The organism is Gilliamella sp. Pas-s95, from assembly GCF_009795795.1.
Classification (GTDB): Bacteria; Pseudomonadota; Gammaproteobacteria; order Enterobacterales; family Orbaceae; genus Gilliamella; species Gilliamella bombicola.
Genome location: NZ_WTFC01000010.1, coordinates 43,210 through 57,585, shown reverse-complemented (window position 1 = coordinate 57,585; position 14,376 = coordinate 43,210). Strand labels below are relative to the sequence as shown.

13 protein-coding genes are annotated in these 14,376 nt (G+C 34.0%); 2 read left to right on the top strand and 11 right to left on the bottom strand.

Features of this window, described 5'->3' with window-relative positions; all coding sequences use genetic code 11:
• Positions 1–64 precede the first annotated feature (64 nt).
• The 10 genes from GQ598_RS04175 to GQ598_RS04130 all read right to left on the bottom strand — a co-directional run bounded on the left by GQ598_RS04175 (position 65) and on the right by GQ598_RS04130 (position 10,387).
• On the bottom strand, positions 65–328 hold the full coding sequence (locus GQ598_RS04175; protein WP_034913021.1) for an HPr family phosphocarrier protein: 264 nt from the start codon (positions 326–328) through the stop codon (positions 65–67).
• Positions 329–490: 162 nt separating this feature from the next.
• Positions 491–1,429: a phosphatidate cytidylyltransferase gene (locus tag GQ598_RS04170; RefSeq protein ID WP_160402483.1), complete on the bottom strand. Its 939-nt coding sequence runs from the start codon at positions 1,427–1,429 to the stop codon at positions 491–493.
• A gap of 63 nt (positions 1,430–1,492) precedes the next feature.
• Positions 1,493–1,975, bottom strand: a complete 483-nt coding sequence (locus GQ598_RS04165) for a hypothetical protein (RefSeq protein WP_160402482.1) — start codon at positions 1,973–1,975, stop codon at positions 1,493–1,495.
• Between the two features lies 1 nt (position 1,976).
• Positions 1,977–3,299 (bottom strand): phosphatase PAP2/dual specificity phosphatase family protein, encoded by a 1,323-nt coding sequence (locus tag GQ598_RS04160; protein WP_160402481.1) that lies wholly within the window; start codon positions 3,297–3,299, stop codon positions 1,977–1,979.
• A 6-nt stretch (positions 3,300–3,305) separates the two neighbouring features.
• Entirely contained in the window at positions 3,306–5,057 is a 1,752-nt protein-coding gene (locus GQ598_RS04155; RefSeq protein WP_160402480.1) for a bifunctional alpha/beta hydrolase/class I SAM-dependent methyltransferase, read from the bottom strand.
• A gap of 13 nt (positions 5,058–5,070) precedes the next feature.
• A complete protein-coding gene (locus GQ598_RS04150; RefSeq protein WP_160402479.1) occupies positions 5,071–5,679 on the bottom strand; it encodes a CDP-alcohol phosphatidyltransferase family protein in 609 nt (202 codons plus the stop codon).
• Positions 5,680–6,033: 354 nt separating this feature from the next.
• Entirely contained in the window at positions 6,034–6,756 is a 723-nt protein-coding gene (locus GQ598_RS04145) for an epoxyqueuosine reductase QueH (RefSeq protein WP_091347169.1), read from the bottom strand.
• A 257-nt stretch (positions 6,757–7,013) separates the two neighbouring features.
• A complete protein-coding gene (locus GQ598_RS04140; RefSeq protein ID WP_160402478.1) occupies positions 7,014–8,207 on the bottom strand; it encodes an ABC transporter permease in 1,194 nt (397 codons plus the stop codon).
• Entirely contained in the window at positions 8,204–9,364 is a 1,161-nt protein-coding gene (locus GQ598_RS04135; RefSeq protein ID WP_160402477.1) for an ABC transporter permease, read from the bottom strand. Before GQ598_RS04135 ends, GQ598_RS04140 begins: the two co-directional genes overlap by 4 nt.
• A 45-nt stretch (positions 9,365–9,409) precedes the next feature.
• A complete protein-coding gene (locus GQ598_RS04130; RefSeq protein WP_091347174.1) occupies positions 9,410–10,387 on the bottom strand; it encodes an HlyD family secretion protein in 978 nt (325 codons plus the stop codon).
• Between the two features lie 297 nt (positions 10,388–10,684).
• On the opposite strand from GQ598_RS04130, the gene GQ598_RS04125 reads away from it, so the two are divergent.
• Positions 10,685–12,118 (top strand): EmmdR/YeeO family multidrug/toxin efflux MATE transporter, encoded by a 1,434-nt coding sequence (locus GQ598_RS04125; RefSeq protein ID WP_160402498.1) that lies wholly within the window; start codon positions 10,685–10,687, stop codon positions 12,116–12,118.
• 59 nt (positions 12,119–12,177) lie between these two features.
• On the opposite strand, the gene guaA is transcribed toward GQ598_RS04125, so the two are convergent.
• Complete coding sequence (guaA, locus tag GQ598_RS04120; RefSeq protein WP_160402476.1) at positions 12,178–13,761, bottom strand: glutamine-hydrolyzing GMP synthase; 1,584 nt, start codon at positions 13,759–13,761, stop codon at positions 12,178–12,180.
• 182 nt (positions 13,762–13,943) lie between these two features.
• Between guaA and GQ598_RS04115 the strand changes: the two genes are divergently transcribed.
• Complete coding sequence (locus GQ598_RS04115; protein ID WP_160402475.1) at positions 13,944–14,375, top strand: hypothetical protein; 432 nt, start codon at positions 13,944–13,946, stop codon at positions 14,373–14,375.
• The last annotated feature ends 1 nt before the right edge of the window (position 14,376 follow it).

Sequence of the window (14,376 nt, the reverse complement as noted above, 5' to 3'; positions counted from 1 at the left end):
TCCGTCGACCTAAGTCGACGGAATCAAGTGTTTAAATTGATGATTAGCTAAGCTAATTTAACAATTATTCACCAAAACCAGTAGCAAATAACTCACGGATTTCGTCCATTGCTGCTTGTTCATCTTCACCATCACAGATGATTTCAACCGTTGAGCCACCTTTTACACCTGCACCAAGTAAACCCATCATGCTTTTTAATTTAATTGCTTTATCATTATAAACAAGCTCAATTGATGATTTATAACGGCCAGCTAATTTAACTAGAGTTGTAACAGGACGTGCATGCAAGCCTGTTGAATTTTTTACTACCATTTGCTCTTTTAACATAATAAAGTCCTTATCTATATCTTAATGTTAATACAATGTTTGTATTTATATCATAAATTAAACTGTTTTGCTCATTTTTTACTGGAGATTTTTATATTCATTCACATAATTTTATTTTTTATAATTTATTTAAACTATGGCCATTTAAATATCATGTAAATTCTACACCCAAAAAAAACGTACAACATGAAAAAAAACGGGCGCAGTGAAACAGATAGAATCTAGACGATCAAGCACTCCACCATGACCACCGATTAGATTTCCCCAATCTTTTATTCCTCTATCACGTTTGATGGCCGACATAACTAAGCCCCCCAAAAAACCTAGTAAGGTGAGCATAAGTGAAATTAATCCAGCTTGCAAAAAACTAAACGGTGTTATCCAAAATAGGCAAGCGCCAACAAAACTTGCTGATAATACGCCACAAAGAAAACCTTCAACCGTTTTTGATGGCGATAAATTTGGGCTAATTTTGTGTTTGCCGAATAATTTTCCAAACACATATTGCAACACATCTGAAAGTTCAACAACCAAAACTAAAAAAGCAATCAAAAGAAGGTTACGATCTTGGTAATGGTCGATTGGCAATGTTAATAATGCCGGTACGCAAGAAATGCTATAAACTGTAATCATTAGTCCCCACTGCACTTCAGCCGTTCGTTCTAAAAAATTATCGGTTGAGCCAGTTATTGCCGCCAAAATGGCTAATAATAAAAAACCATAAACAGGAATAAAAATGCTAAACAATCCATACCACGACATAGCTACAAAAATAAATTGCAAAGGTAAAGCAATAAAATAAGCAAATATCAGTGCATAAAAATCATAACGATTAACTGGCGTTAAACTTAAAAACTCTCGAAGCGCAATACCAGATGCCACAAAAAATAGAAAAATTACAGCCAATTTACCTAACAAAAAAGCGATACCAATAATGGCGACCATTATCCACCATGCATTAATGCGAGTATTAAGATTATCAATGACACTATTTGGGCTTTTAAAACGTCGTTTTAATAGTAAGCCAATTATTGATGCAACAACCAATAACACACCAATACCAACAAATAACAATAAAGTATCGCGTTGATAATTAGACATCCATTTTCTCCTTATTGTATGTTTATCGCTTACTTAAATTTATAATTTTTAACGTTGAATCTTCTAGTTAAAATAAATAATGCCACTGATTAATGTTCCGATTAACAGCAATATCTGTAAAACAAGCCAGATAACTTGTTTTTTAAATAGTTTTATTGTCCCTTTTTGACGTTCACTAATTGAGCGTACTGATAGTTGGCGTGATTTGATTAAACTAAATTGTAGTAATGCATCATCCAATTCAATAAGTGTGTTAGGTAACCGATCAACATTAATAACTAAATAATCAAACAGTTTTTTATCGAATTCGATTCGCAAGGCATAATATTTGCTCATTAATCCAAACAAAAAAGCTGTAAGACAACAAATCGTAAACAAAAAAGATCCTATCCACCAACTTGCTATCATCCCAAAACATAATGCAATTATAGTGAGTAATATCGACAAAACATTTAATTGCTGACTTATCGCTAGCAAACTACAAAACGTCACTAGTGTAGTTTGATTGGCAGCTTTTGTTGATTTTGTATTATCACAACTTAACATACTAACTTCCTTTGTCTATTTGTAATAACCAATCCGATAAGATTAAACGTTGTTTAGCTGAAATAACGATGGTTCTACGACGCGCTTTTACCATAGCAATGGCTGTATCTAAACTTGGAACTCTTTTCGTCAATAATAACCAAGCAATAATTGCTGTGGCACTACGTGAATAACCCAAAGCGCAACAGACCAATAACTTTCCTTGCTCGTGATACTGTTCAATGATTTCAGCAACTTGTTGGCACTGTTTAATAGTTAATGGAGTCATATCCAATACAGGAATCAGGTGATAATAGCCTTTAAATTGAGTTATTGGTAGTTCAGCACAAAGATCAACAATCGAAATAAAGTGATTTGTCTGCAATGTATTATTGGATGGTATTCTCCCCAAATAAACATTATCACAAATTAAATCTACTGACCTATTTTTAAAAGTCCACAAACGTGAATTAACCCACATAATGATAAAATAAGGCAGATATAAAATAGTAGTAGCCAGATTAAAATGACCATTAACCTGCTTTTGAAAACCTGCCACACCAAATAATAAGTAATTTACTGAAACCAATAAAAACGCACCTGAAAGCCATAATAACCATAATGCCCAAGAATAAAAGTAAATAGAAATACAAAGCGATAATAAAAACAGTAAAAAATAGATGCTACTCCAAAGATATTGTTTAGGCCGTTGGCAATTTTTTATTGGTGATAGAGTATGATCAGGCCATAGCCAAATACAAAAACACCCAACCCAAACGCCTGTTGGAATGTCAAAAAAATGATGCTGCCAAGTAGTTAATACCGATATTCCAATTAATAAACACCAAATATGCAAAATATAACGCCAGCCACTACGAAAATAGCTAGCATAAAATTTCCACAAAATAACCAATAGCGTGACATGAAGCGACGGAGCTTGATTAAATGGTTTATCAAATCCCATCAAAATATCAAATAATCCCCCATATAATCCATCTAATATGGGACGTTCAAAAGAAAATTTGAGGGGAAACAGCAAAAAACAGATAATGCAAATAATCTGGGCGGACAAAAGTCTAAAACAAAGAATTTTAAGAGTTTGATAAGAATAAGCCAATAAAATTGCCAACCCATACATAAGATCTATCGACCAATAAGGTACGATAGTCCAAGGCCATAAAGGAATTGAACGCTCCCATCCAAAAACGATATGCCCTACATCACTTCGTGTAGCAGTAAACCAATTGGCAAAATTATAGCTAGTAAAAAAGAAAATGGTTAAGCTAACTAACCATACTAACTTATAAATAGTTAGCTTATCAAATTGTCGTTTTACTCTGTCCATGAATAATTATTTAATTCTTTGCGCTAGTGATACGGTAAAAATGCCCCACTGATCAATACGCATTGTGATTTTTTTAAAACCAGCAGCTGCAACCAACTGATCAATTTCAAGTTGAGTTCGTCTTCGCATAATCCAAGATTGACCATCACGATGTGATGTTAATGCTCTTGCAATAAATTCTAATTGTGGATGCCATGGTTGATTGGTATAAATTAAATATCCTCCTTCCGGTATTGACTCAGCAAGACCTGATAGAGAATCACGTAGCAACTGGTTATCACTAAACAATTCATACAAACCAGATACAACAGCCAAAGTGGGGTTAGGTGATAATTGAGCTAGTTGCTCCCGACTAAAAGCATCACCTTTTTCAAAACGTGCTATATTCTCTAAGCCTTTTTCCTCTATTAATGCTCGACCTTCTTGTACATTAATATCACTATAATCTCGTAGTAATACTGAATTAGGCTTATTGGCGATTTGATTAACTGTTTCTAAAATATATCGACCGTGCCCAGCCGCTATATCCACAATATCAACAGAGCGGTTATGCTCATAAAGTTTATTAATAGCCAGCTTTAATAATTCTTCAAGATGTGCTTTACGTTGCCGAATTCCACGCCAACCTATAGATTGTAAATAAATATAATCAAAAAAGCGTCCTAGTTTTGATGTTCCTGATGGCTCATTTCGATAAACATAATCAAGCGTACTACCCGAATCAAAACCCGTCTCAAAACCAAGTTTAATTCCATCAGAGAGTTTACTTGCATATTTTAAATTGGATTTGACAAACTTCCAATATAATGGCTTAATCCAACCCGATGGTGGCATTGTTAAATTGTCGGCCTCTAGCCTTGTATAACCAACTCGATCTGCATTAACAAGTGATGGGGTACTTAGTTCATTGGCAAAACAACCAACAATAAATCGTCTTGCTCGCTCAATAGCAAACTTTCGATCTTTTTCACCAAAAGTATCATGATAAAAATTAGGCAATATATGAAACTCTTTTTGTTCGGTACCTAAATTATCATAAAATTGTTTTTGTGGTTTACGCCTTACCACATAATCTGAACCCGAGACCAATAACTGTGTTGGAACCCTAATGGCATTTGCATCTTTAACAATACGATCGGACACTGCATATAAATCAAGAAGTAATCGAACCGATATTGGTCGAGTAATTAATGGATCTTGAGTAAATGATTCCGCACGCTCCCTATCATGTGTCAACAATTTAGGTTTAACATAACTATTAACAAAAAAATTGCCTTTCAAGTTATACAGCAACTTTAAACCTGGTACAGCTAATGGCACATATAGCTTAACGCTAAATGCTGGTGATCCTAAAATCAATGCTCGAATATTAGGTACATAATCATGTACCCAAGCTGATGCAATTACAGCGCCAACACTTTGGGCAATAATGGCAATATCTTCTTGATGGAGACCATATTCATGTGTGATATGCTCAATAAAACAGTTAGCATCTTTAATTAACGTTGCAAAATTAAGTGCATCACCACGCTCACCTTCCGATTTTCCATTACCTCTGGCATCCCAAGAAAATATCTGATAATCAGGTAGTTCTAATTCCTCAGCCAAGTGTGCCATGCGCCCTGAATGTTCATGTCCTCGATGAAAAAGCACAATTGCTTTAGAAAGATCTGTATTACTATCAACAGCAGGCCAATAGCGATAAAATAGCTGACACCCATCGTGACTAATAAAGGTTTTTTGTTGCTGTTGCCGCATGTTTTTCTCCTTGTTATTTGTTTGCTTCTTGCATACCTTTTCGAACTCGGTTAATAACTGTATACATAAGTAAAAAACTGATAATCCATAGCAGTGCATTGATCCAACTTAAAGGTAATAGATAAGTTGCAATACCTAAACTTATCATTCCCAAAATAAGCGCACGATCACTTTTCCCCATTGGCCCATCATATCGTCTTGATGCACCAATCATCACACCTAAAATACCACTATATTCCGTTAGAAACGACAGCAGAACTACAAGAATAACTAAATAAATATTTACATCAACTAGTTGCGTAAAAATAAGTAACAATGCACAGTCAGAAATCACATCACAAATTTCATTCAAATAAGCGCCTAAGTTTGATTTTTGGTTGTATTCTCGGGCCAACATTCCATCAATAGCATTAAGTGCCATACGAATAAACATCCATAAAGGAATCAAGCAAAAAATCCATTGATATGATGCCAACAGTCCGACGATAAAAGCAATCACAACAGAGCCCAAACAAGCAACTAAGGTTACTTGATTAGCTGTAATATTGGATTTATAAAGACGATCTGTATATGGACGGAGTAATGATTGAAATTTGGGTTTTAATTGATAAATTGATAACATCTACATTCCTGTCGTCAAACCGACTGCTATAATTAAATTTGAAAAATAATCTAACTATATCATTTTATAAGAATTAAACAATGCACAGTAATTGTATATTGTTTAAATAAGAAAGCATAAAATATAAATAGCTTATGAAAACTGCTAGCTGGTGCTTCTAACTACCATTTTGTAACAAAATATTGGTTCAACTTCTATGAACTTTAGTATATATAAACAAAGTACAGCAATATTATTAAATCACACGCTGTTCTGGACCTTTATATCGCATCAGCAAGATCAACACAATGACATGCGGTTTTTAGGTAATATATACTTTTGAGTATATATTACCAGATTAAATATGTTAATCGTTTAAAGACTACTTTTGGCTAAACCTTGCTTAGCAATTGTAATCACATTTTTTAAATCAACACCTTGTGCTTTCGCTGCAAAAATACAGCCACAATAACATTGACGATAAACATCGTACTCTTTGCAAAGTTCGATAGAACGTTTATAACCATTATTTTTTTTAAAATCAGAAGGAAGGTAATTGACCGAGAAGATTTCTTGGATTTCAAACCCCAATTCATTAATTTTTTGGCTATTTTTTTTAGGACTAAGGGTTAATGCACTAGCAAAATAATCAAAACCCAGCTCTTGAGCTTTAATTGCAGCTAAATCCAAGCGCATTTTATAACAAAGATGACAACGCTCACCACCTTCCGGCGCATCACGCAAATGTTCGACTTGTTTAATAAATTCTGCAGGCTGATAAGGAGCTTCTAAAAACTGAACGTTATTACCCGTTTTTTCATTAAAATCAGCAATAAACTTTTGTTGCACTACGCTACGATATTCGTACTCAACACGCGGATGAATATTAGAGTTAGCAAAATAGATTGTAATATCGGCATACTGCGCCAAATATTCTAAAACATAAGTACTACACGGTGCACAACAGCTATGAATCAGTAGCTTAGGTCTAACCTCTCCCGATTGCCAATCAGCAATGACTTCTTTTAGAACAGAATCGTAATTAACTTTATTATGTGGATTTAATTTATCAAGAATAGTTTTAGCATTAATTAACATGAGGACTCATTTATTTGTTATTTTAGTGAATAAAGCCTTTATGGCTGGCTATAATATAATGATATACATAACCCTTCAAGGTGAGCGTTAAATTTTTATATTTATAGTTAATTATCAAAACTTAATTTAAGAAATTAGTTTATCGTCATAAAGTTGAAATGATAAATTTATAAAAAAAAGCACCGCGCAAATCGATACAAAACTTAGAAAGTACTCAATCAACGCTGTGTTTTTATTTTGATTTAAACACAGTAATTTTAATTTTTTTCTTCTCTAATATATGCAGACATTACCTTTTGAATGCAACGTTTTTCTAACATGAATGCGATACAAAAATAAACAATGGTTAATATCCATAAATGCCAATATTGTGCGCTAAATTCAGCAAAACTTGCCCCCATTTGATTTATTTTTACTGAACCTACTATAGCTGGTACGGCTGGAAATATATCGCCGATCAAGTGGAACAAAGGCGGCATTAATTCTTTTGGCCAAGATAGTCCTGTAACAAAAAATATAACCATACTTGTCGGTATAATTAAACAAAACACATCACTGACCGTATGGACAACATGTGATATCACTTTACCTAACAACGCCGTAGAAAAAATAAAAGGAATAATAAATGATAACGAAACTGAAAGATGACTTAGTCGTGGTAACTCATACCAATAATTAGCAAATACGGTATAAATAATAAAATAGATTAAATAGAGTACTAAATAGGTCAATAATTTACCCGAAAGCAGTAATAATGCTGAAGATGAGGCGTTATTTTGTTTTTTAATAAAGTCTCGTTCAAAATTAGAGTTTTTGCTAAATAGACGACATAAAATACTGCCAATAAGTAATGTTTGATATAAGATCAAAATAAAAGCAGCAGGAATAATATAAGTTGCATAGCCAGATTGAGGATTAAATAAGCTAATCAACTGAGAATTAAACGGTGAAACATTATTAGTCGCTACTGCAGGATCAACACCTTGAGCTATCTTTCGAGAAATTGAAATATTAGCGCCAAAATTACTAGCAACAGTATTAATAGCGGTTGCAACATTACTATAAATCAAAATATAGCTAGCATCACCATAATACAAAACGGGGCTCGTTTTCCCCTCTAAAATATGTTGCTGAAAACGATAAGGTACTAGTATTGCACCATATATTTTACGTTCTTCAATCTGCTTTTTAGCAGTTTGTAAATCCGCAATATGCAAATCTATTTTAATCGATTTATTGGCATCCATTTGCCTTATTAGCTCTCGACTATAGTTGGAATTATCTTGGTCAATAACGGCAATGGGCACATCTCGTATCGCTTCATTTAAGTAAGGTTGTGGATAAAAGAAAAAATAGATAAAAATCCCCACAAACATAACACTAACTATCGCTTTAGTTTGGAAAATACGTTTTAATTCATCATAGGAAATTAATAGTAAAGATTTAATCATATTAACCGCCTACGGATTTTTCGTAAATGGAGAGTAATAAGCGTGACAACAACGCTCAATTGGATCAATAAATAAACAAATGGTTCTAATGAAGTTATTATACTTGGTGCTCTTAATGTTTGATCTAAACGAATCTCTATATACCACGTCACGGGTAATAAAGCTCCCCAAATATAAGCAAAAGTATTCATTGCGAGACGAGGGAAAATAAGCCCTGTAAATCCAAAACATGGAGATGCAACTAAGCTTGCACTACCATAAGCTTGTGCTAGTGTTGAACCTGTTAAACCGAAGAAAACACCATATAAGCATGAAGTTAAAATAAACCCCATTCCTCCAAGTAGAAGCAATACAAAATGCCCATTTAGTGGTAAATGAAAATAAGTGATTAAAATAATATCAAATAAACTGAGGCAAAATAAAAAATAGCAAAAATAAGGAAGAATACGTCCCGATAGAAAAATTAAAATATTATGATTAGCCAATTGAAACGTTTTTTGATAACTTGTTACATCAAAGCGGTCACGAGTAATACTTGTTACCATTGCCATCATAATAATTATTTGCAAAATAGTGGGAATGATACCGCTAATTAAGGTATATAGATAATTTAAGGTTGGATTATATAGTGGATGTAAACTTGTTGGTACAGTTTGCATTTGGCTTTCCGCCACAGGTGCCGCAATCCCCTTTTCTAACAAGCCTTGCAAGACTATTTGGCTATTTGCCATTTTCAATGCAGAACTCATAGCTCGGAAAATAATCGTACCAGCAGACATATATTGATTATTATAAAAAGCCACAACTTCTGGTTGATGACCAGCTATAAGGTCTTTTTCAAACTCAGGCTGAATAAAAAGTACTGCATAAACATCTCCCTTAATCAAAGCATGTTTAGCAGAAGAAAGATCTTGATAACGTTTAGCTACTTGTAACTGCGGTGAAGCGGCAACTTGTTGGATCAGTAAACGTGATGATTTAGTTGTATCTTGATCAACAACAGCGATAGGTACCTGAGTAATAATGCCAGCATGGTACATGTAAAAAAATAAAAAAATAAATAATAAAGGATAGATGAAAACCAGTAAAAACAAAAAACGTTGTTTTATTAATTTACTCAGTTCCCACCTAATCACTTTTAATAGCGAATTAGACATCAATGCCGTTTCCTTTTGTGTAAAATCGCCACCTGAGTGATTATTTTAATGAGATTGCCATTTTGTTGTGACACTCATTCCCGGACGAAGACCAGATACTTTATTGATCGGTTTAGCACGCATTTCAAAAGTTTTCAGATCAAAATCTCCTGTTGCTTTAGTCGCTTGCCAATTAGCATATTGACCTAATGCATTTAATACAGTGACTTTAACATCAATAATTTGGTTATTTAATGCTGGTACCTTTACTTGAAACGTATCACCGACTTTAAGATTTCCCAGTAAATCTTCACGAATATTAAAGGTAAACCAAATATCATTTAAATCAATAATAGAATAAAGTGGCGTTCCTGGACTATACAATTGCCCTGTTTCGGCAACACGAGTCGTAATTTGACCACTAATAGGGGAAACTAAAGTCAATTCATTTACATCCGCTTTTACCTGAGATAAAGCGGCTTCAGACTGTTCTACCTGTGCATCAGCTAATTTTTTCTGTTCTATACTACTACCATTTTCGGCTAATTCTAAATTAGCTTTAGCTGCTTCATGAGCTTTAATTGCCGCTTGATATTGATTGAAAGATTCATCATAACTCTGTTTTGAAACCGTTCCATTTTTAGCTAAGCGATCAATTCGTTCATAGCTTGTTTGTGCTAAAACTAAATCAGACTTTGCTTTATCTAACTGCGCCTTTTGTACATCAATGGTTTCTGGCCTAGTACTATAAGTATTATCACGGCTCGCCATTGCTACTTTTAACTGTGCTTCTGCGGTTGTTAGTTGAGCTAATAATGCTGGACTTGAAAGGGTAAGAAGAGTATCGCCTTGTTTAACATCATCGCCGACATCATAATTAAACTGAATTACTCGACCTTGCACTCTGGCAGCGACATCGACACGGTTAGATTCAACCTCACCTTGTAATATAATCGTACTAGGTTGATTAGCAAGATATATAATGATAACCAAAGCAATAACAGCAATGATCGCTATAATCAAAGAAAGACGTTTTTTATGCATAAATTATATTTATAAATGATTAGAATAGAACGAGAATAAGATTATTGGCAATAATATAAAGCCAAATATGAAATTACGCAATAAAATATAGCGTTATATGTGTTAGCAATTTAAAAAAAATATTTATTTTTAGTTAATTTTGAATTATTAATATTTAAAAGACCAACATTAAATTATTTATCAACCAATTCCAAATGTATTTTTTTAAGCATAAATTTATTTCTGTTAAATAATAGCGTTATAATAAACAGCATATTTTAATGTATAAATTTAGGCCTTAAATTGAATGTTGAAATTATTAGTCGCTTAAAAGAATTTCAAATATATAAAAAAAGACATTCAAATAATGTACTCTTATGGCGAGAAATTTACCCTTTAGCCATTCCTATACTCATTGAAAACCTGTCAGTTATATTAATGGGTATTTTTAGTACATTTTTAGTTAGCTGGATAGGCAAAGCCGAGATGGCTGCCGTAGGTCTAGCTGAAAGCTTTAATATGATTATCATGTCATTTTTTATGGCTGTGGCGCTTGGAACGTCGGTAGTTGTTGCCTTTAGTCTTGGGCGTCACAACCGAAAAAAAGCCGTTGTTGCTGCTAGACAATCCATTTCATTACTCGTTATTATCTCAATTTTATTATTTATTTTTATTGAATTTTCCGGATATTGGATAATTGAAATTATCGCAGGTAAAGCCGAAGCCAATGTTAAAGAATTGTCATTAACCTTTCTTAGATTAACTGTATTAGGTTATCCAGCACTAGCCTTTATTTTAATTGGTTGCGGTGCATTGCGTGGGGCAGGAAATACTAAACTACCCATGTATTTAAACATTATCATGAATATCTTAAATTTATCGATAAGTTATGTATTAATCTACGGTATATTTGATTGGCAAGGGTTAGGATTTATTGGTGCGGGTATTGGCTTAACTATATCACGTTATTGCGGTATGTTTTTTATATTACTAGTATTAACGATCAAACCAAGTCGAGCACTTTTTATCCCTCTTAGAAGCTACTTTCATTCGTTTAATGCAAAAATTCTTATTGATATATTAAGCATCGGTTTACCTGCAAGTGTTGAATCGGTAATGTTTAATATAGGCAAACTACTAACCCAAACCTTTGTAGCAGGAATGGGTACATCAACCATAGCCGCCAACTTTATTGCGTTTTCAATCGCAGGCTTACTTAATTTGCCTGGAGGCACTTTAGGTGCCACATCTACGATCATCGTCGGTAAGCGCATAGGTATGGGACAAATATATCAACCAACCAGACAACTCAAATTTATCTTTCATTTAACTAATTTCCTATTATGCCTTCTAGCTTTTTTATCAATACCTTTTGCGGGACTATTAAGCTCACTATACACCAACGATCAAGAAGTTATTGACATAGCCAAACACCTGCTATGGTTTAACGCTCTATTCACCCCATTTTGGGCATCTTCGTTTGTTTTGCCATACGGCTTTAAGGGCGCAAAAGATGCCAGCTATACCATGTGGATAGCAATAGGCAGCATGTGGATGTGCCGAATTGTAGTTGGATATCTTTTAGGGGTTTATTTTTCATTTGGTGTGATAGGTGTTTGGTTTGGTATGTTTATTGATTGGATAATCAGAAGCCTATTCTTTTACCATCGATTAGTCAGTGGAAAATGGCTATGGCGTTATAAAAAACAAGATAGAGAACTTTTATCTCAGAAAACAAAGAAGCCAATATAAAAAATAAAAAGCTTTGATTAACAAAGCTTTTTATAGAATATATCTATTTTTTAATGGAATCACTCCCACTCAATGGTAGCTGGCGGTTTTCCACTTATGTCATAAACTACTCGCGAAATTCCATTAACTTCATTGATGATGCGATTGGATACACGACCAAGAAAATCATAAGGTAAATGAGCCCAATGAGCGGTCATAAAGTCAATAGTTTCAACCGCTCGTAATGAAACAACCCAGTCGTATTTTCGGCCATCACCCATGACACCAACCGAACGTACAGGTAAAAAGACGGTAAAGGCTTGACTAACTTTGTGGTATAGGTCTGCCTTATATAGCTCTTCAATAAAGATGGCATCAGCTTTGCGTAATAAGTCGCAATACTCTTTTTTTACTTCACCAAGTACTCGTACGCCTAAGCCTGGTCCTGGGAATGGGTGACGATAAAGCATATCGTAAGGTAAGCCAAGTTCTAAGCCTACTTTGCGCACTTCGTCTTTAAATAGTTCTCGCAAAGGTTCGACTAAGCCCATTTTCATATCTTCGGGTAAGCCACCAACATTATGGTGTGATTTAATTACATGAGCTTTGCCGGTATCAGCAGCAGCCGATTCAATAACATCGGGATAAATAGTGCCTTGAGCCAGCCATTTTACATCTTTTAATTTTGCTGCTTCTTCATCAAATACAGCAACAAATTCACGCCCGATAATTTTACGTTTTGCTTCAGGATCGGCTTCACCTTTTAGTGCAGCTAAAAAGCGCTCTTCGGCATTTACTGCAATAATATTTAAGCCAAATTTATTACCAAACATATCCATAACTTGTTGTGCTTCGTTCAAGCGTAACAACCCATGATCGACAAATACGCAAGTTAACTGATCACCAATCGCTTGATGCAATAGCAGTGCTGTAACTGAAGAGTCCACCCCACCTGATAAACCGAGTAATACTTTGTCATTACCAACTTGTTCTTTAATGCGCGCAATAGCATCAGTAATGATTGAAGATGGTGTCCAAAGTTTTTCGCAGTGACAGATATCAATCACAAAACGTTGCAACAACTCGAAACCTTTAACAGTGTGAGTCACTTCTGGGTGGAATTGAACACCATAAAATTGTTTTTCGTCATTAGCCATAATAGCAAATGGACAAGTTTCAGTGCGACCAATCAGAGTAAAACAGTCAGGCAAGGTTGTTACTTTGTCACCGTGACTCATCCAAACATCAAGTTGATTAATGCCTTGTTCACTTGTACTATCCAATATGCCATCAGTTAATTTTGACGATCCAACAAGATCCACTTTAGCATAACCAAATTCACGTTGGTTAGAGCCAGTGACTTGACCGCCCTTACCAACTTGAATTGCCATAGTTTGCATACCATAACAAATACCCAAAACAGGTACGCCGGCATTAAAGACATACTCGGGAGCACGAGGGCTATTAGCTTCTGTGGTACTTTCAGGACCACCTGATAAAATAATACCTTTAGGATTAAATTGTTTAATTTTTTCTTCTGATACATCCCACGGCCAAAGTTCACAGTACACACCAATTTCACGAATTCTACGAGCAATTAATTGAGTAACTTGTGAACCAAAATCGAGGATTAATATGCGCTGTTGGTGGATGTCTTTTTTCATCAATTTTATTCCTAAACTATGAACTAATACAAAATTAGGCTGATATTGTACCATTTACCAAATAAATTGAGAGCATTAATTAAAAACAATTATAAATATTTTATATTATTAATAAAATTGAATTCTCTGTACTTAATTAATAAGTACACTTATAATAAGTTAACTTATTAAAAGGAGATGCTATGAATACCATTTCAATTTCTTTCATATTACCAACCAAAGCTAAACCAACTCAAATTTGGCAATACTATACTGATCTTAATTTAAGAAAATTATGGGAAACTGATCTTGAAGACTTTCGTATATTTGGTGACTTAAAAACAGGGGCTAAAGGTATTTTCAAATTACAAAATATACCGGAAATGGAAGTGACTTTATCAAAGATTATTGATGAGCAAGAATTTACAGAACAATTTGATATGCCTGAAATAGGTTTGCTGTTTTTCTCACATCAAATTATTGAAATATCGCATAATCAATATGCTTTAAAATCAGAAATTTCTCTAAAACCGGATTCAAAAATGAATACTAAAGCATCCTATGATTTTATAAAACAGATTTCAGATGATATTATTGATAAAACTTACAAATTAAATGGCTTAGTTGAAGAGTAAA